Origin of the sequence: Pseudomonas sp. RIT409, assembly GCF_003052515.2 — a bacterium.
GTDB lineage: Bacteria > Pseudomonadota > Gammaproteobacteria > Pseudomonadales > Pseudomonadaceae > Aquipseudomonas.
The window spans coordinates 157386-182342 of sequence record NZ_QARE02000003.1 but is presented as its reverse complement, the minus strand read 5'-3'; the positions used below and the strand labels follow the sequence as shown (position 1 = coordinate 182342).

Sequence of the window (24957 nt, the reverse complement as noted above, 5' to 3'; positions counted from 1 at the left end):
ACTTATCGTTATCGGTGTAGCGGTGGATCAGCTCAATTCGAATAGATGGGCGTCGTCGGTACTCCAGTCAAAGCCGGTCATCTGGCCGGGTCGCAGTTGTTTGAAGAGGGCGTTGTTGGGCACTTTCACAATCAGCGCTTGCTGGTTGCTCAGGCGCAGATGCACCCGCAGGTGGTCGCCCAGGTAGACTGTATCGGCCACCGTCGCCTGCCAAGGCATGCTTGCCATCGGACCCAAGCGAATGTTCTCAGGGCGGATGACCAGTTCGACCCGTTCAGGTCGCAGGCCCTTGAGGGCTCTGGCGGAGCCTGTGACCTGTAGCCCGTTTTCTAGGATTACTTCACAGGTTTGTTCGTCGCGATGCCGGGCGGCGCCGATTAACACGTTGTTCTCGCCGATGAAGTTGGCGACGTAGGCGTTTTCCGGGTGCTCGTAGAGCGCCGTGGTCGAGCCGATCTGGGCGATGTCGCCTTGATGGAACACGGCAACCCGATCCGACATCGTCAGCGCCTCGCTCTGGTCGTGGGTGACGTAGACGATGGTCACGCCCAGAGATTTGTGCAGTTGCTTGATCTCGTACTGCATGTGCTCGCGCAGGTTTTTGTCCAGTGCGCCCAAGGGCTCGTCCATCAAGATGATTTCCGGCTCAAAGACCATCGCCCTGGCCAGGGCCACGCGCTGCTGCTGGCCACCGGAAAGCTCGGTGATGCGCCGTTGCTGCATGCCATGCAGCTGCACCATGTCGATGGCGCGCTTGACCTTGGCCTGTAGATCTGTGCGATTGAGGCCGCGCATTTTCAGGGGGTAGGCGAGGTTTTCCTCGACACTCATGTGCGGGAACAGCGCGTAGTTCTGGAACACCATGCCCATGCCTCGCTGATGAGCCGGTTTTTTCTGGATCGGTGTGCCACCCATGAGAATCTCGCCCCGGGTCGGAGTTTCGAAACCGGCGAGCATCATCAGCGTTGTGGTTTTGCCGGAGCCCGAAGCGCCGAGCAGGGTCAGGAATTCGCCCCGGCTGATGCCCAGATTCAGATCCTTGATGACCAGCGTCTTACCGTCATAGCTTTTCTGAACTCCGTTGAATTCGATCAAGGGCAGGGTGGTTTGAGGGACAGCGGCTTTGGCGTTCATCACAGTGACAGCCCGTTGGCCACAGCGACGACATCCAGTGCACGCGCCAGGCGGGCGACAAGCTCGGCTATCTCGTCGGCGGTGATTATGAAGGGCGGCGCTAGGGCGATGGAGTCCCCCATGTTGCGTACGATCAGGCCTTGTTCGCGGGCCGCCCGCTCGACTTGGGCGCCGATGCCGATGTGCGCCGGAAAGGACGCACGGGTCGTTTTGTCCGCGACCAGTTCCAGCCCGGCTACCAGGCCGATGCCGCGCAGTTCGCCGATTAGCGGGTGTGCCAGCAGCGGTTCCAGTTGCTGATGCAGCAGGCGGCCCAGCTCCTCGGTGCGTTCAGGCAAACGCATTTCCTGGTAGATGGTCAGGGTTTCTAGTGCCACTGCGGCGGCCACTGGATGGCCCGAGTAGGTAAAGCCGTGGCCGAAACCACCCAATTGCTGACTCTGCTCTTCAATGGTCTGATAGACATTCCCCGCGACCACCACGCACGAGATGGGTTGATAACCCGATGACAGGCTCTTGGCGCACGCCATCATGTCCGGCGAAAAGCCTAGGGTCTGATGACCGAACCAGCGACCGGTGCGGCCAAACCCGCAGATGATTTCGTCGGCCAGGAATAGAATGTCGTGCTTCTTCAGCAGCGCCTGAACGCCTGCGAAGTAGCCCGCAGGAGGGACAATCACGCCACCGGCACCCATCACCGGTTCCGAGATGAACGCGGCGATGGTGTCGGCGCCTTCCGTTTCGATGCGTCGCTCCAGTTCCCGCAACAGGCGCTCGGTGAACTGCGCCTCACTTTCGCCCTCAGTGCCGTAGCGGTAGAAGTGCGGGCACTGCACGTGCAGGACGCTGTTTTCCAGCGGCAAGCCGAAAGCCGCGTGCATGTTCGGCAACCCCGACAGGTTGGCGCCCATCACCGTCGAACCGTGGAAGCCTTTCTGATGAGCAATGACCTTGCGCTTGCTGCCATTGCCGCGAGTCCGATGGTACGCCCAGGCGAGCTTGATCATGGAATCGTTGGCTTCCGATCCTGAGCAGGCAAAGAAAATCTTCGGTTGTTCGAGCGGCACGAGACTGGCGATGCGTTCGGCCAATTGTGCGACCACGTTCGGCACCCGGTGGTTGAACGTGTGGTAGTAGGGCAGCACGGCCATCTGGCGTTGCGCCGCCTGCACCAGCCGAGGATTGGAAAATCCAAGCCCTGCGCACCACAACCCCGACATACCTTCGATGTAGTCGCGGCCGTGTTCGTCAGTCACGTAAATCCCTGACCCTCGCTCGATCACCAGCGGGCCGTGTTGTTGATGCGCCCGCAGATTGGTCTGCGAATGCAGATGGAAGCGCACGTCCGTGCGGGCCAGTTCGGTTAGGGGAAGGGTCGTTTGCTGCATCATGAAAAGCCTCGTTGAGCATTACTGATCACTTATAACTTATATGATTGGCACTGAAGCTTATGTCATGCAAGCCCTCGGCGCGAAAAAATAAAAAAGCTCACCGGTGGTTGATTCTACAAAATATAACTTATAGGTTGTAAGTAGAAGGCCGCATCAGGCCTCGATCAACCCACTCAGGAGTGCCCTCATGCCCGCTGCAAATCTCCCGGTTCGTGATCCCGTAACGCCGTTGACGCCCGAGCAAATCGCTCGTCTGAAAGAGCGCGCAATGTTCGTGCGCCTTGAGACGGTGCGGCTGATTTCCATCGCCAAGGTCGGCCACTACACCTCGGTGTTTTCCTGTGCGGAGATTTTTTCCGCGCTGTACTACGACGCTATGCGCCTCAAACGCGGCGAGCCGAAGTGGCCTGGACGCGACCGTTTTCTGATGGGCAAGGGCCACGCGGCCGTCGGCCTCTATCCGCTGTTGGCCGACTGGGATTTCTTCGACAAGGCCTGGCTGGATGACTACACACGCTTGGGCAGCCCACTGGGCGATCACCCGGACATGCGCAAAGTGCCGGGAGTGGATTTCAGTTCAGGATCCATTGGGCACGCACTGTCGGGCGGTCTGGGCATGGCGCTGGGCGGGCGTTTGCGGGGCAATGCATTCGACGTCTACGTGCTGCTGGGTGATGGCGAGATGCAAGAAGGGCAGGTCTGGGAAGCGGCATTGGCGGCAGCGCATCAGAAGACCGGCAACCTGATCGCCATCGTTGATCGCAACGGCTATCAGCTCGACGGCAAGGTCGATGATGTGGTGGGTATCGAACCGCTGGCGGACAAGTGGCGAGCCTTCGGGTGGGACGTTCGGGAAGTGGACGGCCATGACGTGGCCGCTGTGGCGACGTTGTTCCGGGAGTTGAAGGCGGAGCCTGCGCGGGAACGGCCGGTCTGCGTGATCGCCCTGACCGCCAAGGGCAAGGGTGTGGAGTACATGCAAACCGAACCCGGCTGGCATCTGGGCTGGCTTGCGCCGGAAGACGAAGTGCTGGTCATCGAAGAAATCAAAGCCAATGGAGGTGTTCAATGAGCGCGCCACTCAACCCGAAAAGCTGGCAGTACCGCCAGTTGAACGCGATCAACCCTGGGCTGGATTACCTATCGGAAGGGTTGCTGGATCTGGTCGCTGACGGCCATCCTATCGCCGTCGGCACAGCCGACTTGCAGTACTCCAACGGACTGAACCGCTTCGCTGAGAAACACCCCGATCTATTCATTCAGTTCGGCATCTCCGAGCAGAATATGGTCAGTGCTGCGGCCGGCATCGCCACCACCGGGACCATGCCGTTCGTGGCCACCTTCGCATCATTTCTCGCGTTGTTATGCTGTGAGCAGATCCGTATGGACGTGGCCTATTCGGCCTTGCCGGTACGCCTGATCGGCCACCACACAGGCATCAGCCTCGGCTTTTATGGCACCTCGCACCACGCCACTGAAGACATCGCGATAATGCGCAGCATCGCCGATCTCACGGTAGTTGCTCCGGCAGACGGTCCACAACTGGCCGCAGCCATTCGTGCCTCGATTCACCATCCTCAACCGATTTATTTCCGCATCGGACGAGGGCAGGAACCGGCTGTTTACCAGGATGACGTCACCTTCGAATATGGCAAGGCCGTCGTGCATGCTGTGGGTCGCGACGTGACGCTGATTGCCACGGGCAGCATGCTGCACCCGACACTGGAAGCCGCCAAAGCACTGACCGAAAGCAGTCTTGCCGTTGGCGTGATCGACATGCACACCCTCAAGCCCATTGATCGCGAGGCGATCCTGAACGCTGCCGCCGGGACCAACCTGCTGATCACCGTTGAAGAACACAACGTCCTTGGCGGGCTTGGGGGCGCGGTGGCCGAAGTGCTGGCCGATGAGGGCGCCGGCGTTCGGTTGGTTCGCCATGGCATTTATGACGAGTACGGCCTCATCGCGCCGCCTACGCATCTCTATCGGCATTACCGGCTGGACGCGGCGGGGATCGAAGCGGTCACCCGCGACGCGTTGGCCAACGTTTCTGGCAAGGAGCAGCGCCATGTCGGCTAATCAAGCGTGGTATGCCCGTGCCGAAAAAGTCCTGCCGGGTGGTCATTTGAGTCCTAGCCGAAAGCTTGGACAACCCTATGCGTTTGTGCGCGCAGAAGGGGCGTATCTCTACGACGCCGACGGTCATCGCCATACGGACTTTCACTGTGGATTTGGCGCCCATGTTCTGGGCCACGGGCACCCGGCAATCCGTGATCGAGTCTTCGAGGTCGCGCAGCGCATCGACTTGATGGGGGCAGGCATCACTAACCTGGAAGTCGAAGTGGCCGAGGCGCTGGTCGGTTACATCCCCTGCGCCGAGCAGATTGCGTTCTGCAACAGCGGCTCGGAGGCGACCTATCACGCGCTGCGGCTTGCCCGTGCGGCCACGGGGCGCAAACGGATCATCAAATTCCAGGGTGGGTACCATGGGTGGCACGATTACGTCGCCATGAACGGCCAGACCGCCAGAGACCGGATTGGTCAGTTCGATCCGATGTCCGACGGCATCCTCCATGCTGCCGCCGAATACACCGCCGTCCTTCCGTACAACGATGCCGATGCGGTCGAGCAGTACCTCAAAGCGCATCCGGGGGACGTGGCGGCCATTATCGTCGAACCTATCGCGCATAACATGGGTGCGGTGGCGGCGACAGACGCTTTTCTTAAAGACCTGCGCAGTCTGACACGCGACCATGGCGTGGTGCTGATCTTCGATGAGGTGATCACCGGTTTCAGGCACGCGCTGGGTGGCTATCAGTCGATCGTCGGCGTTACGCCGGATTTGGCCACGTTCGGGAAGGCTGCCTCGTCCGGCTATCCCGTGGGTTTCATTGCTGGGAAGCGTGAGCTGATGTACTTGATCGGTTTGACCGGTCCCAAGGGCGTTTTCATGGGGGGCACCTGCAATGGCACGCCTTCGACCTTGGCGGCGGTGCAGGCCACCCTCGAAGAACTGGCGCGCCCCGGCACGTACGAGAAGCTGTTTGAGTTGGGCGACTACATGCGCGCGCAACTGAACGCCATCGTTCAGCGCCTGGGCATCCCGGCTCAAAGCGCCGGTTACGGGTCGGCCTGGCTGCTGTATTTCTTCGAAGGGCCGTACCATCAATACACCGATCTGTTGCGCAATGACGATGCGCGCGACGTGATATTTCGTCAGCGCCTGATCGAAAACCGTCACATCTTCCAGCCGATGCAGCTCAAGCGTCTGTACATGTCGACCGCGCACACTCGGGAGATACTCGATGACTCCCTTGACGTCATTGAGGGCGTGCTTAAAGCCCTGATTTGATTGATGGTTTGCGCAGGATCTCCGTGTCGGTTGCTTTCGTTGAAGATGTGGCAGAATTTGCCTGTTTACATGTTATAAGTGGGTCTTATCGAATGGAGCGCGGAGTCCAATCTCGTATTCCCGCGCTTCGTTGAAACTATCAGGAGTCAATTGTGCAGATTCAACCCCTGGAACAGGGCAATCTCTCGGCTCGGGCCTATTCATCCCTTCGCGAGGGGTTGATTGCCGGTAACTTCAAGCCCGGCGAGCGCCTCATCATGCAAGAGCTTGCCGAACGATTGGGTACCAGCGTCACCCCGGTGCGTGAGGCTTGTTTACGGTTGGTTAGCGAACGTGGGCTTGAGCTGCGCTCTGGCCGATTTGCGACCGTTCCCGCACTGACGCGCGCGCGCTACTTGGAGGTGCGCACTATCCGCATTGCGCTAGAGGGGCTTGCCGCAGAGCTGGCCACCCAGCACGTTACTGATTCAGATATCGAGCAGCTCAAGAAACTGCATGAATTGTTCGAAACTGCCGACAGAAATAACGATGCGCTTGCGGCGATGCATCACAATCGTGAATTTCACTTCACGCTCTATCGGCTATCTGGCCTCGACATGCTCACTGCGCAGATTGAAAGTCTGTGGGTCTCCATGGGGCCGATTCTGAACCTGTTCTATACCTACGGGCATAATTCATATGTGGGAGCCGACGAGCATTTGGTGCTGCTGGACGCCTTGCGCGACCGAAAGCCATCTAAAGCTCGCAAGGCAGTTGCCGATGACATTGTGCGAGGGGGCGTCAGCATTCTGAAGTTTATTGATGACGCCGAAGGCCTGGCTGAAATCGCCAACGGCCGTTAACGAGTGGAAAACTGTTTACACCTTACATTGATCACCATCGGGCGAAGCGATTGGCTGAGTCATCTGCAGGTGACCGACCCAACTCAAGCACATAGAGCGAGCACCGCGCACGCCTTAGCACTAGCTAAGGTATGCGCGCCAGCGGCGGGAGTGGTGATCAGAGGGCTTCGTTGTCTTCATAAGCTCGGTTGAATGTGCTTCCGGCGTGTAGTGTCTCAACTGGCGGTCCCACGTTCAATTTAACGCCCGACTGGGCTCAGATCTGGAAATTGGCAACCAACTGCTTCAACTTTACCGCTTGGTGCTCAAGGTCGGTGCAAGCTTGTAATGTCGTTTGTAAATTGTGCAGACCTTGTTGGTTCAGAATACTCGTCTGTGAGATTTCGGCATTTATAGAGTGCACCACCGAACTCTGTTCTTCTGTCGCCGCGGCAACAGATTGGTTCATCGCGTCAATTTCTCCGATGTGAGTTGCGACATTCTTTAATGCGCTAGCGGTTTGCACGGCTATCTTCACACTGTCCTCGCTCTTACTTTGACCCTGGATCATGATTTCCACGGCCTCTTGTGCTTCGGCTTGAAGTGCTTCAATGATTTGTTGCACTTGGCTTGCCGAGTCCTGTGTACGGAGGGAGAGATTTCGTACCTCGTCGGCCACGACTGCGAATCCACGTCCCGCATCGCCAGCCCGTGCTGCCTCGATGGCCGCATTGAGAGCCAGAAGGTTAGTTTGCCGAGAGATATCCGTGATGACCTCAAGAATCTGGCCGATATTCTCTGTTTTGCTGTTGAGTGATTCTATTTTTTGACTGGCGCTGCTAATCCGTGCCGACAGGAGGTGCATCGAATCAAGATTCTGCTCTACCACGGCCAAGGATTCAAACGACAGCTCCCGTGCCTTGTTTGAATAGCTCGCCGTACGGGCCGCGCTCTGCGCGATATCGTTGGCAGTGGCCCCTAACTGATTGGTCGAGGTTGCGACACTGGTACTCCGATCGGCTTGTTGGTCGCAGTTGATCATCGATGAGTTTGAAGCGCTGACAACCAGCATGGCTACGTCATTCAGTGCAGTAGTAGCAGATGCGACCTCTTGCATGGAGATGTGGATCCGCTTGACAAAAAGATTGAAGCCCTCACCGAGATATCCGAACTCGTCCTGACTTTGTATATTCAGACGCTGGGTCAAGTCTCCGTGCCCCGCAGCCATGTCGTGCATGGCCTCACCCATGCGATTCAGTGGCCGCAACAGCACATTTAAGAGGATCGTCGAGCACCCTGACCAAGCGTCCCGCTTTGACTTGGTGGATGACTTGAGAGTCCAGAAGGCACGCCACCCGAATCCCGCCACGGCGGCCTCCAAGATCATCTCTGGCCGATTAAACGCTACCTGCCCCGACACCCGAACCTGTGTCGGTTGGCCGTCCTTTTCAAAGTGCCAGGCAGATTTACCGTTCAGGCTGGGGAAACGGCGATTGATACACAGGTGGTTGACGAGCTGATCCGGGTGAGTAGGCACGGGGTGTTTGGCCTGATACGAAGGCGAGCCTACGATGACGCAGCGCTCCATCGGCCCGATCGGAACAGCGATCATGTCCTTGTCCAAGTTTTCGCCCAGCCGGATACCTGCGTCGAAGCGCTCGGCGACGATGTCCACGAAGCCATTATCGACGGTGATCTCTACTTCAATGTCTGGGTATTTTGGCAGCCATCGATTAAGGGCAGGCCACAAGATGGTCTCAGCCACATGATCTGCTGTGGTAATCCGGATAGAGCCGGCAGGCTTATCACGTACATCAGTCAAGCTCTCAAGCTGGGCAGTGATATCAGCTAGGGCAGGCTTCAGTGTTTCCAGTAATCGCTCGCCAGCAGCGGTTGGTGAAACGCTGCGAGTGGTTCTTGTGAGAAGTCGCACCCCCAACCATGCCAAAAATGCACGTCTGAACTGAGCTCATCCCGAGGGCGAGGCTCGGCTCAACGCCGGGCCTTAGCTTGCTAGTCATCGACAGAATCGTACCTCTCGAAGGCACCTATCTTGTCAGGGAGGTCACTAGGACAATTCAGAAATAAAAGGAATGCAGTGGAGGCCGGTAGACGTTGGTAAGTGCGTGAGTATTAGGAATCACACGCTTATGGTAGAAAGGTATGGGTCGGTAGGAACTCGATGCTTTGCTGCTTGCCGTGAGCGTAGGACGATAGGGCATTCATGCCAAATTGGTGGATGACGTCGTGTGTTCCTTCCTCAACAATACCTGTCAGCTCGATCACCGATCTCATTGGCTACCGTTGTTGTGCGATGGGGTAGCCAAGTGGGTGCGACGGCTGAAATAAAATGCACGATAATTATTTCATGGATTTGAATGATCATGTCGGAAGTTCTAGACTCGCTAGCAAACAAAGCTGTTGAACGCATACAGCAGCTTATAGATCTGTATGAAGGCCAGTCGAATGTCAGTCTGCATGATCACGTGCGGACTCAGCGAAAGGAACGGGCCGCACGTGCCAAGGCGTTTAGGCTCATCTATCTCGACACTAATGCCTGGAAATGCATTGTGGATTTCTCCGTGGGTAAACCTACGCTTACACCGGAAATGGTATATTTTGCCAGAATGATGGAGCTGGCTGGAGCGTCGGGGAGCTTTGCATTCCCGATAAGTGCTCCCACATTATTCGAAATGGATGCAATGACGGATAGTGTGACGCGGGATTCAATGTGCAGGATTGCCGATCAGTTGAGCAAAGGGCTTTGTGTTATTCCATTTACAGAACGATTTGATACCGAGTTGCGGCAAATCAAGTCAAAAAAGTTTGACATCACTGAAGATCTGGATGCGTTTTTGTGTAGTCCAGCTGAGTTGCTTGGGATTCCAGAATTTTCGGCGAATGGCTTTTGGCCTGTGAATAAGCTTACCTTTGATAAGGCTTTATTCGACGTTATGAGTGAAATGCCTTTCTCGACTCTATTGGAGGTTACGCGGGATGAGCAGGGCCTGAAGTGGGATAATGATCGCGGGGTTAATGAGGAGAATCTACGGAAGTCGAAGCTGCAAGTTCTCGGGCTTAACTTGAACACGGCAATTGCAATTGAGTTCAGAGAATTGATCGGGGCTTGGTTCAAAGATATTAATGTTGAGCTGAGCATTGAAGACTTGAATCGATACGCTTACCGCGCCATGCTTTATTGGCAAGATAACAAGGGCGCAAAGTTTGCACCAACATTGCGCTCGTTGAGTTCGATTCGAGGGCTTATGTTACTTGATCCACAGCGTAAATATCAAAAGGGGGACATCAACGACTTCATGATTGCTGCGTCGGCGCTCCCAGTTGCATCGGCGTTTTTTACGGACAGAAAGCTCAAAAATCTCATCACTGATAAACGGATTGGCATCGATCATTACTCCGATTGTAAGGTGGTTAGTGGCTTTGCCGAAATGGGGCGTTATCTGGAGCAAGCTTTATAAGCTATAAGAGATCAGATTTAGCTGATAGTGGGTGTAGTTTCGCAAACTGCCAGGCGTACATGGAGGAGGCGCCGATGTAGCGCGCTTTGCCCGCTTTCACAATGTCGTGCAAAGCCCCCATGGTCTCTTCGATCGGGGTCTCGTAGTCCCACCGGTGGATCTGGTACAAGTCGACATAGTCAGCCCCTAGACGTGTCAGGCTGGCGTCGATGTTGGCCATGGTGGCTTTGCGCGACAAGCCCTTCTCATTGGGGCTGGTTGAGCGCTCCCACATGTTTGCCGGACAGAACACCTTGGTGGCGATCACGATTTCATCGCGCTGCGTAAATTCCTTCTGGAGCTTGCCCACGATGATTTCCGAGGTGCCGGCGGAGTAGCTGTTGGCTGTGTCGAAGAAGTTAATGCCTTAACAACCCTTCTTCCTCATGATGCCGTCTACAGGCACCTCAAGCGCTGAACCAGGCTGCCTAACCTTTGCGCCATGCCCTGGCGACGTGTCACCCGTGAAAACCTCTCCTCGGCGCTAATCAGCCCGTCTAGAAGCATGATTTCAGTAGACCCTGGCCTCGTAGCTTCAAGGTCTTGACAGCTTGTCAATTTGGCAGCCGTTCGTCGGCTGAATCGAAAATAGTTCACCCACCCCCCCTTGAAAATTTTTAAGCGAAACGGAGTTCTTATATTTGAGAACAACAGAAAAGCAGCAATCTCACTGACGCTCAATTTCTGTGGTTGTGCAGAGGTCAATTGTGCTTTTTCGTCATTCGGCTGACCGCTTCTGCCTTGTCTCTTCCGGCTTGCCCAGAAATTGGAGCCACTTCAAGGCCTGTCCTGGGCAGGGGCAGGGGCAATCGCCACTTAATGCCGTAAGGCCGAATTGCTTTTCCTTTGAAGCCAAAAAAGACAAGGTAATCTGATTACTTTGGATACAGATGAGTGCGCCCGCTGGGTTCTCGTTTCGGACAACATGCCGGACATGTCGGTCGAAGGGGTGTTGTGCTCATCGAATTACTCATTGCGTCTCGGATCAGCCTCGCATTGTTCCAAGGCCAGTTGAAGAGCTTCGAGGGCGTCAGCTAGGCGGGCATCCTCACGCGGATCGCCTGAGCTGTCTCTGAACGACTGGCAGTGACGGAGGAGGGCATCTCTGTCATTTTGATTGAGGTCGAGTTGTACGAGCACTCTAGGCATCCTTGGATGTTGATCAAGGTCAGGGCGGTGAGGCACCCTCCGCGAGGGTGGTAATCGGCCCGTTTCGTGGTAACTGAGAAGTCTGTGGTGAGTGTGCGGTGGAAAGATGTGAGCTTGAAAAAACGGTCTGGCAGCATGCTGCTCAGTCGTATGGTCGTTCATTGACCGAAATTCTCCAAGCAGCGCTTGAAAGCTATTCGCGACCGCCAGGGCACGACGATATGACCCGCTTGTATCGGCAAGGCATTGGATCGGAGGCGTTTACTGCTTTGCATGGCTGCTTGAGTGAAGACTGGCGCAATTTAGATTCGAATACTGATTTCCTGTGGTTGCGAAGCCACAAGCGGGATTATCTCTACCGTCACATTCTGCAGCGTTTGATGCAGGATGACCTTGCCAGCGACTCAATGAGAGATTCGCTGTTCTCGATCGATTTAGGCGTGTAGGGAAGAGGTGGCTCGGCTTCAGCCCTCGGACAGCCCTTCGTGATTCGCTAATGGCACTCTGGTATCATTTCCCGGTTACCAATCTGAATCACAAGTCGCATCAGGAGGCGCTTGCACGGGTGATGGATAACACAGACTCGAATTCGGTGCACGACGCATCAGCAGCTGCGCTGGGATTTTACTATCAGAGCCAGTTTGCACTGCTAACTCTGATGTCACAGCCCGACAATGATGCTGGGGTTGCCATTGAGCGGCTGGATGACGTAGAGCTCAAGGCGAACGGGCAGCAACTGCTCTTCCAGCTTAAGCATTCCGTCCAAGACAACCCTCCACCCGTCACGCTTGCCTCTGTAGCGCTGTGGAAAACCATCAAAGTCTGGATTGATGCTCTGCCCCTGGTGTCGCTCGCCGATACGACTTTCCACCTTGTCTCAGTGGGGAAAGTGCCCGACAAGTCGCCTTTAAGCGCGCTGTGTGACGCGCAGGCCGACAGAGAAGCTTTGCTCAGGGCGATGGTTGAGGAAGCTCAGCGGGTGGTCGATGAGCGCGCAGGCGCGACTGATGGCAAAGCTCGTCACGCAGCGCGAGCTCCTGGCTGTGAAGCCTTTCTTGCCCTTGATCCGTCAGTACGGCTGAGTCTGCTTCGACGGATTCAAATTCAGCAAGAAAGTGTCACCATCGATCAAATCCCAGACAGAGTAGCCAAGTGGCTGCATCTTCTGCCGAAACAGCAGCGCTTGCAGGCGGCAGAAAGGTTGTTGGCGTGGTGGGATCAGCAGGTCGTCTATACCCTCTGTGGCAAGCGAGAACGAATCATCCAGCGCAGCGAATTGGAGCAGTGCATCTCTTCGATCATTGCGCAGCTGGAGGAGGAGAGGCTTGTTGCCGACTTCGATGTCATGCCCCATCCCGAAGACTACAAAGCCGATGGCATGCTGTACCGCCAGATCGAATTGGTTGGTGGCAAGACTTCCGATGTAACTAGGGCGGTTCGCGAACAATGGCGGGCGAAAGAGCAGCGCGCCAAGTGGATCACCGACAATCCCCAGATGCGCTCTAAGATCGCTACCTACGACGCCAAGCTCACTGAGCACTGGTCGGATCGACATGTGCGAATGACCGAAGATTGCGAGGGACTTGATCCGGCTCAGGTGCAAGCCCAAGGATTGGATCTGCTTCGCTGGACACACGATTTCGCACCTAACCAAGTCGAACCCATCGCTCCGAGTTGGCAAGGCCACTACTACGTGCGAGGCACGTACCAGGTACTGGCCATTGATCTTCAGGTAGGTTGGCACGCGGACTATCGCAAGCTTCTAAAGGAATAGAGCATGGCCATCGCCCATGACATTTTCGCCGAAACCAATCCGGCTTACTGCGCTGCGCTCCTAACCACCTTTGTGGGAGCTTACCTCTCTCGAAGTGATATGAGTCCCGACATCACGCTGTGCTACGCGGCATTGCCCCTGGCGCTATCTGGAGATCTTGCGAGCAGTTTTGATCGCACTGACCGTCGCACTGGCCTTCTAGAGTGGCTTCATCGCAGCCCTATCATCCAGATACGTCTAGCCGCGCGAGTCAATGGCTCCATGGATATCGTCACGGAAGCGATTCGGTTTGCATGCTTCAACAAACTGCTCGTGATCGATGATGACGGTCGGATAGCCCGGGGAGGCGCACGCCTGCCGACATCTCTCACCAAGCAGCTGAGCGAAGACACCCGGCAGATTTTCAAGAACATCGACCGCCTGGGCTGCTGGCTGGCATTGGCGGGTTCGACAAGGACGGTATTCGACATGATGGGGCTGGAGTTATGACGCGTTGGAACATTTCCGACATCTTCTTCGTCGGCGAAGGAGGGCGCGTTCGAGTCCTCGACCTGAAGCCAGGCGAGGTCAACATCTTCACCGGTGCTTCCGGTACCGGCAAATCGACCTTGATCAAGACCATCGATTACTGCCTAGGATCCAGCAAGTGCGAACTCGCTGCGCACGTGAAGCGCCATTGCCTTGCAGTAGGGGTCAAGTGGGTCTTGGGCGAGGCTCAGATGATTACCGGCAGACTCGTTCCCCCGGTTGGTCAAGGCACCAGTACTCGAATGTTCGTCAGTAACGGCCGCGACCTGCCGATTCCCACAACTGTAGAGCAGTTCGAGGGTGCCACGACGCTTGATGCTGGTAAGGCTTATATTGAGCGTGCATTTGGTATTGGCGGTGTGCCGGACGTCTCCGATCACAAGGTAGCGCGTAAGTGGCGGCCCACAGTGCGCCACGCGACGGCGTACATGTTCGTGCCGAAGGACGTCATCTACAACGAAACCGCTTTGCTCCATGGTCTGGATCAAGCCGACGAGGCGCCTGCGATCATCGAGACGATGCCATACTTCCTCGGTGTCGTGACCGAAGACATTGTACTGCAGGAGCGTCGACTGCGAGATCTCCGTAAGAAGCTGGAGCGCGAGGAGCGGAAGGAACGCTCCCGGCTGATTGCGGGTACTGATTACAGAAAGCACGCCATGCGATTGCTCATGGACGCGCACCGTAGCGGCCTGTGCGACCTCCCGTCTGATGATGCCTCCGAAACAGCCCTGCAAGCGTTGCTGATGAGGGTCAGACAGATCAAGCCAAGTGCAGCAAAAAACGCAAATGAGAGTGAGCTTGCCAACCTCTATGCGCAGCGGCGCAGCTTGCTTAGTGACATTGAAAAGGTACGACGCAAATCTCGTGCGACTCGAACTGCCCTTCAAGAAATGAATGGATTCGACGGCGCGGTTCGGCGTCAGTACGAGAAACTGAAAATCGCTGAACATCTCCAACCGGTAGGCCAGGCATGTCCAGTATGTGAAGCTCCAAGCGATCGAGGCATTGCGATATCTGAAGCCATTCGCCATTCCATCGATATCGTTCGATCAGAGAGCGTCGCCGTAGAAAATGTCAGGCCTCGCCTTGTGGAGCATGAGGACTCATTGCAGCTGCAGCTGGCTCAGCTCAACCAGGTACTGAGAGATGTTGATGAGCGCATCAAGACCTGGGTTCGACAAAGCGACGAAACCAAACGGTTGGACAGCCTGGCTCAGTACCATTCTCACTTACTGGGCAAGGTATCCCAGTTTTTGGAAATGAACCCGGCGACTCCTTTGGCGGGCCCGGATCTGAACGTCCTGCGTGAGCAGATTCAAGGCCTGGAGGCCCTGGTAAACGGTGCAGCTAAGCAGGTGTTGTTGTCGCGGGCTGAGCGCAAAGTCTCCCAGTATCTGTCTGCTGCGTTTGCAGAGCTCCCTACGGTCGCACCATGCATCGGCGCTGATCTGGAGTTTTCGTCGAAACCGCCGGATGTAGCGATTATCGAAGACCGTTCCGGGGCTGTATTGCGGTTGCCGGATGCTGGGTCAGATGAGAACTACCTGGCCATTCATATCGCTCTCTCTTTTGCTCTCCAGAAATACCTGGAAGAAATCGACGCCCCGGTACCAGGCTTCCTGGCGTTCGACCAGATCAGCCGACCTTACTACCCCCAGCGGGGAGATGAGTCGAACATCGAGGAGAATGAAGAGGTCTCGGCGATGCGCCGGCACTTAGACTTCCTGTTCAATAGAACAGCTGCCCAGGAAGGGCTTCAAGTGCTGCTGATTGAGCACGCCTACTTTGGGGATGACCCTCGCTACGTCGCCGCTACCCGCAAACGGTGGAACAGGGAGTCAAAGGATGCCCTGATTCCCCATGAATGGCCGAAAAGGGCAGACTCGCTCTAACGAGCCGGTGCAGGTCAGGTGCCAAACCCTCGACTGGATGGAAGCAATGAGATGGAGCCCATAGAGATGTGGGCTCCTTCGCTGCTACCTAGGCTCTGTCTGAAATATCTCATTTACCATGCCGTTGCCCCAGGCCATGTACGAGCAGGCCTAAAGCACCAGAACACACAAGTACCTTTCGTTTGGCAGCAAAACCACTCACAGCCCGCGAGACCTAATAAATCCTGTGGGACATCGCCTTGGTGCAGCCGGGGAAAAACTAAGCAATAGCTTAGATTCTCTAACCAACCGTGACAAAAACCGCAAAAACTAAGGTAAACCTTAGTTTTTAGATCCCGATCTTAGGTAGTGGGTTGCCCAGCAGAATGCGTACGAGGCTTCCCCGGACTCTGGCCCAGTCAGTCTCTCAGCTTGGGGCTGTGATGGATCTCAAGGAGCGGGGTGGGAGGGTAGAGGATTGCGTGGAGAGCCGAACCTGTTCACACGCCTACTCAGCCTGGGTTCACATGTCAGAGCTATCAACGGTAGAGGCGTCGCTGAAGCTGGATCAGGCTGCAAACCCGTGTTCGATTCTGTCCAGTGTTTCCTTTGCATGGAGATATGTTGGCTCATCTCGGACGTATTCCAGTGCGGTTAGCCCATCAAACGCGGCACGTGCCTGGCTGAGCCACACCGCTGCTTTGATTTTGCCCCCAAAGATACGCTCAGCTTGATCGTGCAGTAGCTCTGCAAACACCATCGTGATTTCCTCCGAAACTCCACAGCTTGCGCCAAGCGTAGCTGCTGTTCTTTTCGAACGCAGCCACGGTCGCGACAGTGGTTATCTGGAGATCATCTTGGCAGGAGGATTGCTCGTCAAGCAAGGATAGGTACTGCCAGTGCTGACGGTTAATGCTCAAACGACAGCGTTTATCGACAGGTCGAGTCAGCATCATGTCGAACAGGTTCGAGGGGATGAAGCGCTCGGCCCTGGATGCTGAACTGACATTGAACTCAGGGATTTCTCCCCGCAGCATGTCGGTACCGTGGCGAATTCGCGGAGCCTACTGGCGCTGGAGTGTGCCCTATGCGCGATTCGCATCGAATGCCAACTTTACCCTGGGTGAGTAGAGTATCCTCCAGCCAACCCGGCCCGCTTGGAAAGGATTCTATCTTGAAGCTTCAGTCTGTTCGCATCTGTGGTTTTCAGTCATTTGGGGCAGTTCCCGTCACTATCGATCTGTCCGACCTCACCTTCCTGATCGGGCCGAATGGCTCCGGCAAGACGGCAACCCTACAAGCTCTTTGCCGACTCTTTTCTTTTGATCCCAACCAACGCCGCCTACGTAAGTCGGACTTCTCTGTACCTCATGAAGAAACTGAGGTTCCAGCTCAGCGGGTGCTGTGGATCGAAGCGGAATTCACCTTCCCTGAGCTAAACGACGATGAGCATAAGTACCCAACGATTCCATCCCATTTTGGGCATATGCGCCTGGATGAAGCAGACGGTGTCCCGCGTGTGCGGTATCGGTTGGATGCATCGATTGACATCGATGATGAGATTGAGCAGAGCCTGGTTTACGTTCTGGACGTAGATGACGATGATAATCCAGTGGATACGGTTCCTGTACCACGGGACGAACGAAGCTTCATCCAGGTTCACTATCTCCCAGCACGCCGCGACCCCGCCGACCATATCACCTATGGTGCGAATGCATTGTTAGGCCGCCTACTTCGCGCGGTAAATTGGACAGAGCAACGTGAGACGATCCAGCAGCTCACCGCAGATATCTCTTCTAGCCTCACGGAGAACGAATCAGTACTCAGCCTTAGCGCTGGCCTTTCCAGAGCCTGGAACGAATTGCATAAAGGTCAGTTTTTCACGCAACCCAGCGTGACGTTCATGGCCAATGAGATCGAATCCCTTCTGCGGCATCTTTCAGTATCGTTCTCTCCAGGCCACGGTGAGCAACTGGTGGACTTCTCAAGGTTAAGTGATGGACAGAAATCCATGCTTTATCTCTCGCTGGTGTTGTCCTCGCAAGCCGTTGGGCGAGCCGTGTTAGAAGGCAAAGATGATTGCTTCGATGTTGAAAAGCTGAGACCTGCGGTGTTCACAATCATTGCTCTCGAAGAGCCGGAAAACAGCTTGTCGCCTCATTATCTGGGTAGGATCGTTTCGTCGCTCAAGGCTCTCGTAAGTGATCCTAGGTATGCGGACGCCCAGGCTCTCATTGCGACCCATGCGCCATCGATGCTCCGGCGTATCGACCCTGCGGCCATCAGATATCTTCGATTAAACGAGGCGCGCTGCACCGTGGTTACGAAGATTCGAATGCCTCTAAAAAAGGATGAGGCTTACAAGTTCGTCAGGGAGGCTGTTCAGGCGTATCCGGAGATCTATTTTTCCCGCTTGGTCATCTTAGGCGAGGGTGACAGTGAGGAGATCGTGCTACCGCGATTGCTGGCAGCAAAGGGGCTTCTGGTTGACGACGCGGCCGTGACGATTGCACCGCTCGGCGGGCGCCATATCAATCACTTCTGGAGGTTACTCAGTGGCTTGAAAATTCCTTATATTACGCTTCTGGACTTAGATGTGGCGCGATTCGGTGGAGGATGGGGGCGAATCAGATACGTAGCCACTGAGATGAACAAGCATTGTCGGAATGATGCCTACCTCACCGAGGAGGAGATCAAGACCCTGCCCAAATGGAACGATCCAGAGCAGAAGCTATTGGACATCGAGGACGATGCTGAATACTTCTCCTACATAGCTGAGCTAGAACCACTGGGTGTTTTTTTTTCATCGCCGATGGATCTCGACTTTTCAATGATCAGGGCATTCCCGACTGCCTATGGCCTTGCCCCAGAAAACTTGGTTATTCCAGACCTCGCTCAGATCAAGTCCGTGCTGGGGGACAGCCACTTTGACTCCGCACAATACTCGCCGATCGAGCGCAAACACTTCATCGCGTATCACAAGCTATTCAAGCTCGACAGCAAGCCAAAGTCGCATATCGAGGCCCTCTCCAAGCTTACTGATGAAGAGTTGCGCACGAACATGCCTGAGTCTCTAGAGCGATTGGCGGAATTCGTCGTAGCCAAGGTAGAGGGCCTATCGGAATGATCTCTCCTGATGATTGGAGACCTTCGGAAGGTATCGATTTAGAGCCTAATGCGGAAAAAGCAGTCCGAGAGGTTCAGCATTGCGTAGCTTTGACGGCCGGCCCAGGAGCAGGCAAATCAGAACTGCTTGCACAGCGTGCGGATTTCTTGCTGACCACGGGAACATGCCGTTACCCGAAGCGGATATTGGCTATCGCTTTCAAGGTGGATGCATCCAACAACCTCAATGAGCGCGTTTGGCGCCGGTGCGGGCCGAAATACGCCAGCCGTTTTGACAGTTACACTTTTCATGGCTTCGCCAAGAGGATCATCGAGCGATTTCGCTCTGTTCTGACAGGCAATGATGCGTTGGACGCCGGCTTCCAGGTAGTACCCAAGGGCAAGGCCCACCCTAAACAGACAGAATTCTCTCTGCTGATTCCTTTGGCTCTTAAAATTCTGGAAAAATACCCAATGGCGGTGGCTGCCATTAGGCAGACATACAGTGACGTCTTTCTGGATGAGTTTCAGGACTGCACGGACGAGCAGTACACGCTAGTAAGAAAGATTTTCCAAGGGACTGAGTGTCGTATAACTGCAGTGGGCGATGTAAAGCAGAAAATCATGGGATGGGCGGGCGCACTGGACGGCGTCTTCGGAGAGTTTGAGGCGGATTTTGTGGCGCACCACCTCAACATTTATCGTAACTTTCGGTCACAGCCCCAGCTCCTGAGATTACAGAACGAGCTGATAAAAGTCCTTGATCCCGGTTCAGAGATGCCGACAGAACTGTTGGGTGGGCAGGGCGGCGAGATTTTACTCCAGGTGTTCAGCGATTGCACAGCCGAAGCGCAGAGCCTAGCCGACCAAATCAATACTTGGATCTGCTCGGAGGGTGTGGCCCCTGCTGAGATCGCGGTATTGACTAGAGCTTACCCTGAAGCATACACAGCCAGGCTGGCCAATGCGCTAGATGCTCTGGGCATTGCTCACCGCAATGAAAACCAATTACAGGACATCACCACGGAACCTATAGCCTTGGTAATTGTGGACTTCCTTCTATGCCTGTACGGCTCGCGTGAGCCTAAGGCATGGACAAGGCTGCTGAGGCGTATCATCCCCGCAGATGACGAGGAACATGGTGGCATTGTTAGAAGCGACTGGAACAGATTCATAAAGGAGGCCCGAAAATCTGCTGCAGAGGATCTCGCCTCAAAAAATTATGTGCAGAGATGGCGTCTGTTGAAGTCTTTCCTAGGTATGGTGGGAGTCAGTCTCTTAACCGGTCTCTCTCATGACTACGAATCACGTGATCGTTTAAAAGAAATAATTCGGGATGTCAAAAAACATATCGACGCAGTACTGGAAAAAGAGCCAGATTTGTGTAAGGCACTTTCACAGCTCACCGATGATCAGTCTATGAGAATTTTGACTGTCCATAAAAGTAAAGGCCTTGAATTTGATTCGGTTGTTCTGCTGGGCGTGGAAAAGGAGGCCTACTGGGGTAATGACATTCAAGAAGTGCGATCTACCTTCTTCGTCGGGATCTCTCGTGCTAAAAGGCGTCTCTTAGTGACCACAAGCAATACAAGGGATAAGCTTGCCGATATCAATAGCTGGCGCACCGCCCGTAACCCCCATGCTGAATTTGTCAACTATGTTAAACGGTGGCAAACAGCAGCAGATGTCGCCACAGGGTAACTTGAACTGGTTTCGATATTCACAGCACCTTCGTTAAGGCTTGCGAAGTGGTAGCTGGATCAAAAATCCATAAAGCAGCAGTGCTTGAGTCAGCAATTGAACTTAGCTCGTTCTGATGGTTTTTCAAACAGCTGGGGACATACCGGCAGGATTATTTTTTGCATTGGAGCGTCGCGGGCGTGACGCTAAATTATCAACGGAAGTAGAACGAGAGCAAGAGGGTGTAATGAGCAACAGTGATGGCGTGAGCGTATTTGACGAAGGCCATGGTGCTGAGGAGTTCTGGAGGCAGATAGGCACTAAGAGCGAATCCCTGCTGACGCAACAGCTATGTGTTTTTTTGGATGTTTTGGGATTCAGTGCATATGTGCAGGACAAGGAAGGTGATGAGGATGCGTTTCTTTCTATCGTCAAGTCCCTGGAATATGCAAGGGAAAGTTTGACGCTGGGAGAGGAGCTGAAACTACTTAAGGTAAAAACTTTTTCCGACAACATTGTGATAGCCGTGAAGTACACGGACGGCTTAGAATACTTCGGATCGTTTTTAGAATTCATCAGCGGCTATCAACTTTCCATGATTGAGCATGGATTTTTTTGTCGCGGAGGCCTCTCGCTTGGTGATTTAGTTATTGATGATAATTTTATTTATGGCAATGCGTTGGTTGAGGCCTACAAGCTGGAAAGCGAAAAGGCTTTAAATCCGATGGTTTTGATTTCAGGTGATGTTATCGAGCGCGCTCGGAATAGTGGTCATTTTTATGCGGTGAGCAGCATCATGGATAAGTCAGGTAACGGCTATTTCGTGAATCTGGATGGACTCTATTACCTTAACTACCTAAGGCGCACATTTATTCATTTTAGAGATCGCCAAGGAGATGCTGCGTGTTGTTTGGATTATAGGCTGCTCGAAAAGCACAAACACCATATTCGACTCAACCTGGCTAACCACAAGCCTGGCAGTGGGGTTCATAAAAAATATGCATTTCTGGCGAGATACCATAATGCCTTCTTGGCTCGCTGCATTGATTATGATGGCTATAGTGAGTCCTTAAAGATTCATGTTCCAGCTGAAATACTTTTTGTAGATAAAGACCGGTTTTGTAGGGGGTGGGACTAAGCTTTCAGTGGCAGCCGGAAGACGTGGCTGGGTCTGGGCATCGCCATTGGTGAGCACGGATAGCTGCAGGTTGAGCAGATTCCCGTCATGAGGCTCTGCAACCTCATGACGGTGGCCAAGCCCACAGCAGTCCTGGAGTCATCAAGCGTTGCCATCCTATACAGAGATGTGGAGGTTTCGGGGCTACGTTTTGCCTACATTAAGCTGGTTGCCGACGGGGAGCAGAGGTCTTCTCCACTAGCTCCAACAGCCCTGGCAAATCCATTCTTCCGATCTCCAGTTGCAGCGCGTAGCTCTCTACGATTCTGCCACCTAACTTGTTCAGCGCCGCGTCGAGTAGTTGGTAGTGATGGTGGTGCTGATCTTCATCCTGCCAATCGCTCAGCATGTCGCGTGGGATCGGAGGCGAGGTTGAGACTGCTTGCGGGATGAAGTACGGGTAGAAAAGCTCGCTGCTGATATCCATGCCTTCCCGAGCGACCACGGATGCAAAGCTCAGAGACATCGAACGGGGCCGGTGTACGATCCACTTGGGAGCGTGTAAAGCATCTCCGTCGATAAAGCGCTTGGTCGCCCGCACATCGAGGCTGCTTTCCAGGTCAGCAGGGATGAGGTAGAGGTCAGGACGGAAGCGATCCAGGAAGCCTTTAGGATCTACCTTGGGGGGCGCACTGCTGTCATGCGGTGAAGGCCATACAAAAGAGTCCGACGCAAGATGGTTCGACACATCCACGAGTACGATTTCCCCGATAGACGGCCTATACCCTAGGATTTTTTCAGGGCTCAGATTAGGACATTTGATCCACAACGGTTCGAGTAGCTTGGGGACAATTTGGGCTCGTCCCCGTGCGTCCTCGTACTCGGCATACATGTATGTGGTCTTCATGTGTAGCGACTTTGCTGTGGCCGCCAGGTTTATGCAGAGGCTGGTTACACCCGTGCCTCCTTTGGGGTTGACCACGGCGATAATGAGCCCGTCTTTGGGCAGCTCCACCATAGGTTGGATGTTGGCACCAACCTTCGAGCGCACGAGCTCTGTGATCCAGCCCATGAGGAATGGATCGACAGGATTTGTTCCGTTCAGCCAGCGGCTTATCGTTTCCGGTGCCGTCCGCTTGTCGTCCTCTCGCAAGGCGCTGACCCGCTCTGCCAAGGCCACGCCCGTCAAGTCGAGGTATTGCATTGCCTGCTTAAGAAGTGCTGCATTGGACATGATATTGATCCTTGGTCAATTTTTTTAGTCGTCGTATTGACCATAGATCATGTCTTCTAAAGCGCCAGGAGGATTTCGCAGCTGCGGGAAGGATCCTGTTCACGTGGATAGGTGGCATACTGATGGCCCCGAATAAGGACGATTCAGGTCACCAATGATCCCTGCACTAGATCCCGCTCAAATTTCGCTGTTCCAGCATCTGAACAAGACGGCCCCTAGCCCTTGGGTGGGAGCGTCGCCTCACGATTGGGCGGAGTCAGTAAAGCCAGGGCTCGGGCGTCATCATGGCTTGTCGAAGACACCGCTTTCGCGAGCATCTTTGAGAGCGCTTTGGGCGAGCCCATCAGTTTCAGTGGAAAGCTGTTTCCTCAGCACCATGGCTTGGGGGGGGATGCAAAGAGGGAACGGACGCAGGATTTGGACCGTTCGCGGTGACTGCCTCACCCTCTGTACCGCTTTACGGGCAGGTCAGCATACCCGGGCATCTGGATTTGACGCTTTTCTAGCGCTCAGGGGGAAGAAGCTGCTACCGGGGATGGGCCCTGCGTATTTTACCAAGATCCTGTTTTTTGCATCGCCGCTTCAGGACGCATACATCCTGGATCAGTGGACAGCTCGTAGCATGCATATCTTGAGTGGCCAGGGTAGGTGCCCGGCTGTACGCAAAGATTACACGTCGGCGTCCAAGGCGCTGCGTCACAACGCTCCCGGGATGCTCCGATTGATTGTGGACGACAAGGTGAGTGCTGCTGACTACGTAGATTACTGCAATCAGGTCGATAGCTTGTCGATGAACCTGGGATGGCCAGCTCATCAGACTGAAGAGCGGTTGTTCAGCAGTGGGGGCAGGGCGCCGCATCCGTGGCGTAACCAGGTCATGACGGCTTGGAAAGGAGCAGGGTGGAATTTCTATCCCTAACCTAGCGATTGTGAGTGATCGTGTCCGCTTGAAAAAACGCGGACACCCTTGGCTCTAATACTGGAGTTTGGACGGTGAGTCCGCCGGCCCCTAACGGTAGAGCACTCACTCTGGTGTGGTAATTTGAGCCACTGCCCGATGAACCACACTACGACGTTGAGCATGCTCGTCGGCAGTTGTTACCGAGTCGCTAAGGCACCACATCTGATCTGCCAAAGACTGACGGTTAGGTGTCTCCAGGTTTGACAGCCTGAGCCACCTAAGCGCCGGAAGGGGTCAATTCGGCGTCAGTACCCATGCTGGGCTTTGATTGCTAGGTGGCCAAAAGAGACGCTTGAGTCCACATAGCGCAGCGCAGACTTCATATCCTTCCACCCGACATAACCCATTAGTGCCTTGATGTCCCAGCCATTGGCCGACGCCCAGGTCGCAAAACCCCGACGCATCGAGTGGCTCGTGTAGAGGGCCTCCGGCAGGCCCGCTTCTTTGAAGATCCTACGGAGCAGCGGGATCAGGCTATGAGGCTGAATGGCTTTACCTGAGAGATTTCCCCAGCGGTCAATCCGCTGGAACACGGGCCCATTGGTGAGTCCGGCAACAGTGATCCAGTTGATGTACGCCTCCACAGGGCAAAGCTTCGTCAGCGCCGGCGTTTGAAAGGTCTGCCCCTCATGTGCGCGATCACCTTTGGTGTATGGCAAATAAAAGCTGATCACTTCGCCACTTGATGCCTCAGTGTTTTCGACGGTTAGCCTGGCGAGCTCGTCGCCACGGAATCCTCGCCAAAACCCAATAAGCACAATAGCCACCGATCGGCGATGGCGAACAAGCGATTTGTAGTCACCTCGCTGATGCGCGGCCGCTGCTTCAGCCTCCAGCCAATCAATCACCTGTTCCAGATGCCTGATCAGCAGCGGGGCGGCCTGTCTGACCTTCGCAGGGTGCACAACCCTGATGCCCTTGATCATCTGGCGCACGTTCGGAGATTTAGTCGGATCGGGAAATCCCTGGGTGATATGCCACTGAGCCAAGGCCGCCAAGCGTTGCTTGAGCGTGTTGAGTGACAGCTTGTCGGCGTACTCCGCGAGATAGCGGACGATTCCATCTGCTGTCGTAGGGAGATAGCTGCCCCAGGTCACCTCGAAGTGCTCAATCGCAGCCCGGTAGCTCTTACGCGTGTTTTCCCGGGTACCCGCCTGTAGGTATCGATTCGCCTTGTCCATCTCACTTGACCTTGAAGTCGGTGTGTTCGCGCCAAGAGCAGGGTATCTGGACGCTCAGAAAGCGGAATGGGCTTTCTAGAAGCCATAAGTCTCCATTATGTCTTTCTAGAAAGACAGGATCAAATAGCGTAAAATACT

General features: G+C 54.8%; 18 protein-coding genes and 1 pseudogene. 12 read left to right on the top strand and 7 right to left on the bottom strand.

Features of this window, described 5'->3' with window-relative positions; all coding sequences use genetic code 11:
• Window positions 1-27: 27 nt before the first annotated feature.
• Complete coding sequence (locus DBP26_RS05355) at window positions 28-1134, bottom strand: ABC transporter ATP-binding protein (RefSeq protein ID WP_108236613.1); 1107 nt, start codon at window positions 1132-1134, stop codon at window positions 28-30.
• Window positions 1134-2525: an aminotransferase gene (locus DBP26_RS05350; RefSeq protein ID WP_256600663.1), complete on the bottom strand. Its 1392-nt coding sequence runs from the start codon at window positions 2523-2525 to the stop codon at window positions 1134-1136. Before DBP26_RS05350 ends, DBP26_RS05355 begins: the two co-directional genes overlap by 1 nt.
• A 187-nt stretch (window positions 2526-2712) precedes the next feature.
• Here DBP26_RS05350 and DBP26_RS05345 point away from each other — a divergent pair, with 187 nt between their 5' ends.
• From DBP26_RS05345 to DBP26_RS05330, 4 genes are all read left to right on the top strand, one after another.
• Complete coding sequence (locus DBP26_RS05345) at window positions 2713-3597, top strand: transketolase (protein WP_108236614.1); 885 nt, start codon at window positions 2713-2715, stop codon at window positions 3595-3597.
• Window positions 3594-4604, top strand: a complete 1011-nt coding sequence (locus DBP26_RS05340; RefSeq protein ID WP_108236615.1) for a transketolase C-terminal domain-containing protein — start codon at window positions 3594-3596, stop codon at window positions 4602-4604. Before DBP26_RS05345 ends, DBP26_RS05340 begins: the two co-directional genes overlap by 4 nt.
• Window positions 4594-5877 carry an aspartate aminotransferase family protein gene (locus tag DBP26_RS05335; protein ID WP_108236616.1) on the top strand — a complete coding sequence of 428 codons (1284 nt, stop codon included), beginning with the start codon at window positions 4594-4596 and terminating at the stop codon, window positions 5875-5877. The genes DBP26_RS05340 and DBP26_RS05335 overlap by 11 nt, the downstream gene beginning before the upstream one ends.
• Window positions 5878-6029: 152 nt before the next feature.
• Complete coding sequence (locus DBP26_RS05330) at window positions 6030-6719, top strand: GntR family transcriptional regulator (protein WP_108236617.1); 690 nt, start codon at window positions 6030-6032, stop codon at window positions 6717-6719.
• A gap of 256 nt (window positions 6720-6975) precedes the next feature.
• On the opposite strand, the gene DBP26_RS05325 is transcribed toward DBP26_RS05330, so the two are convergent.
• Window positions 6976-8463 carry a methyl-accepting chemotaxis protein gene (locus DBP26_RS05325; RefSeq protein ID WP_256600665.1) on the bottom strand — a complete coding sequence of 496 codons (1488 nt, stop codon included), beginning with the start codon at window positions 8461-8463 and terminating at the stop codon, window positions 6976-6978.
• Window positions 8464-9082: 619 nt separating this feature from the next.
• On the opposite strand from DBP26_RS05325, the gene DBP26_RS05315 reads away from it, so the two are divergent.
• The gene (locus DBP26_RS05315; protein WP_146749641.1) at window positions 9083-10177 is read left to right on the top strand and encodes a hypothetical protein; all 1095 of its coding nucleotides are present in this window, start codon (window positions 9083-9085) and stop codon (window positions 10175-10177) included.
• Window positions 10178-10214: 37 nt separating this feature from the next.
• Here the strand turns inward: DBP26_RS05315 and DBP26_RS05310 are convergent.
• A pseudogene (locus tag DBP26_RS05310) lies at window positions 10215-10583 on the bottom strand (aldo/keto reductase); the annotation flags it as partial.
• Window positions 10584-11526: 943 nt separating this feature from the next.
• On the opposite strand from DBP26_RS05310, the gene DBP26_RS05305 reads away from it, so the two are divergent.
• From DBP26_RS05305 to DBP26_RS05290, 4 genes are read left to right on the top strand one after another with little or no spacing between them, the layout of a single operon-like run.
• Window positions 11527-11811 (top strand): hypothetical protein, encoded by a 285-nt coding sequence (locus DBP26_RS05305; RefSeq protein WP_256600666.1) that lies wholly within the window; start codon window positions 11527-11529, stop codon window positions 11809-11811.
• A 50-nt stretch (window positions 11812-11861) separates the two neighbouring features.
• Window positions 11862-13139 carry an ABC-three component system protein gene (locus DBP26_RS05300; RefSeq protein ID WP_108236621.1) on the top strand — a complete coding sequence of 426 codons (1278 nt, stop codon included), beginning with the start codon at window positions 11862-11864 and terminating at the stop codon, window positions 13137-13139.
• A 3-nt stretch (window positions 13140-13142) separates the two neighbouring features.
• Window positions 13143-13628, top strand: coding sequence for a three component ABC system middle component (locus tag DBP26_RS05295; protein WP_108236622.1), 486 nt, complete (start codon window positions 13143-13145; stop codon window positions 13626-13628).
• The gene (locus DBP26_RS05290; protein WP_108236623.1) at window positions 13625-15562 is read left to right on the top strand and encodes a DUF3732 domain-containing protein; all 1938 of its coding nucleotides are present in this window, start codon (window positions 13625-13627) and stop codon (window positions 15560-15562) included. The genes DBP26_RS05295 and DBP26_RS05290 overlap by 4 nt, the downstream gene beginning before the upstream one ends.
• A gap of 547 nt (window positions 15563-16109) precedes the next feature.
• Here DBP26_RS05290 and DBP26_RS05285 read toward each other — a convergent pair.
• Window positions 16110-16301, bottom strand: a complete 192-nt coding sequence (locus DBP26_RS05285) for an MbcA/ParS/Xre antitoxin family protein (RefSeq protein ID WP_108236624.1) — start codon at window positions 16299-16301, stop codon at window positions 16110-16112.
• A gap of 414 nt (window positions 16302-16715) precedes the next feature.
• Between DBP26_RS05285 and DBP26_RS05280 the strand changes: the two genes are divergently transcribed.
• The 3 genes from DBP26_RS05280 to DBP26_RS05270 all read left to right on the top strand — a co-directional run bounded on the left by DBP26_RS05280 (window position 16716) and on the right by DBP26_RS05270 (window position 21464).
• A complete protein-coding gene (locus DBP26_RS05280; protein ID WP_108236625.1) occupies window positions 16716-18668 on the top strand; it encodes an AAA family ATPase in 1953 nt (650 codons plus the stop codon).
• Window positions 18665-20347: an ATP-dependent helicase gene (locus tag DBP26_RS05275; RefSeq protein ID WP_108236626.1), complete on the top strand. Its 1683-nt coding sequence runs from the start codon at window positions 18665-18667 to the stop codon at window positions 20345-20347. Before DBP26_RS05280 ends, DBP26_RS05275 begins: the two co-directional genes overlap by 4 nt.
• 226 nt (window positions 20348-20573) lie before the next feature.
• A complete protein-coding gene (locus DBP26_RS05270; RefSeq protein WP_108236627.1) occupies window positions 20574-21464 on the top strand; it encodes a hypothetical protein in 891 nt (296 codons plus the stop codon).
• A 199-nt stretch (window positions 21465-21663) separates the two neighbouring features.
• On the opposite strand, the gene DBP26_RS05265 is transcribed toward DBP26_RS05270, so the two are convergent.
• Together DBP26_RS05265 and DBP26_RS05255 are read right to left on the bottom strand one after the other, a co-directional pair.
• Window positions 21664-22677, bottom strand: coding sequence for a hypothetical protein (locus DBP26_RS05265; RefSeq protein WP_108236628.1), 1014 nt, complete (start codon window positions 22675-22677; stop codon window positions 21664-21666).
• A 1206-nt stretch (window positions 22678-23883) separates the two neighbouring features.
• Complete coding sequence (locus tag DBP26_RS05255) at window positions 23884-24819, bottom strand: tyrosine-type recombinase/integrase (RefSeq protein ID WP_108236630.1); 936 nt, start codon at window positions 24817-24819, stop codon at window positions 23884-23886.
• Window positions 24820-24957 lie beyond the last annotated feature (138 nt).

Excerpts from the sequence above, each read along its gene's own strand:
- DBP26_RS05355 (WP_108236613.1), bottom strand. The coding sequence starts at position 1,134 with ATGAACGCCAAAGCCGCTGTCCCTCAAACCACCCTGCCCTTGATCGAA.
- DBP26_RS05350 (WP_256600663.1), bottom strand. The coding sequence starts at position 2,525 with ATGATGCAGCAAACGACCCTTCCCCTAACCGAACTGGCCCGCACGGAC.
- DBP26_RS05345 (WP_108236614.1), top strand. The coding sequence starts at position 2,713 with ATGCCCGCTGCAAATCTCCCGGTTCGTGATCCCGTAACGCCGTTGACG.
- DBP26_RS05340 (WP_108236615.1), top strand. The coding sequence starts at position 3,594 with ATGAGCGCGCCACTCAACCCGAAAAGCTGGCAGTACCGCCAGTTGAAC.
- DBP26_RS05335 (WP_108236616.1), top strand. The coding sequence starts at position 4,594 with ATGTCGGCTAATCAAGCGTGGTATGCCCGTGCCGAAAAAGTCCTGCCG.
- DBP26_RS05315 (WP_146749641.1), top strand. The coding sequence starts at position 9,083 with ATGTCGGAAGTTCTAGACTCGCTAGCAAACAAAGCTGTTGAACGCATA.
- DBP26_RS05300 (WP_108236621.1), top strand. The coding sequence starts at position 11,862 with ATGGCACTCTGGTATCATTTCCCGGTTACCAATCTGAATCACAAGTCG.
- DBP26_RS05295 (WP_108236622.1), top strand. The coding sequence starts at position 13,143 with ATGGCCATCGCCCATGACATTTTCGCCGAAACCAATCCGGCTTACTGC.
- DBP26_RS05290 (WP_108236623.1), top strand. The coding sequence starts at position 13,625 with ATGACGCGTTGGAACATTTCCGACATCTTCTTCGTCGGCGAAGGAGGG.
- DBP26_RS05285 (WP_108236624.1), bottom strand. The coding sequence starts at position 16,301 with ATGGTGTTTGCAGAGCTACTGCACGATCAAGCTGAGCGTATCTTTGGG.
- DBP26_RS05275 (WP_108236626.1), top strand. The coding sequence starts at position 18,665 with ATGATCTCTCCTGATGATTGGAGACCTTCGGAAGGTATCGATTTAGAG.
- DBP26_RS05270 (WP_108236627.1), top strand. The coding sequence starts at position 20,574 with ATGAGCAACAGTGATGGCGTGAGCGTATTTGACGAAGGCCATGGTGCT.
- DBP26_RS05265 (WP_108236628.1), bottom strand. The coding sequence starts at position 22,677 with ATGTCCAATGCAGCACTTCTTAAGCAGGCAATGCAATACCTCGACTTG.
- DBP26_RS05255 (WP_108236630.1), bottom strand. The coding sequence starts at position 24,819 with ATGGACAAGGCGAATCGATACCTACAGGCGGGTACCCGGGAAAACACG.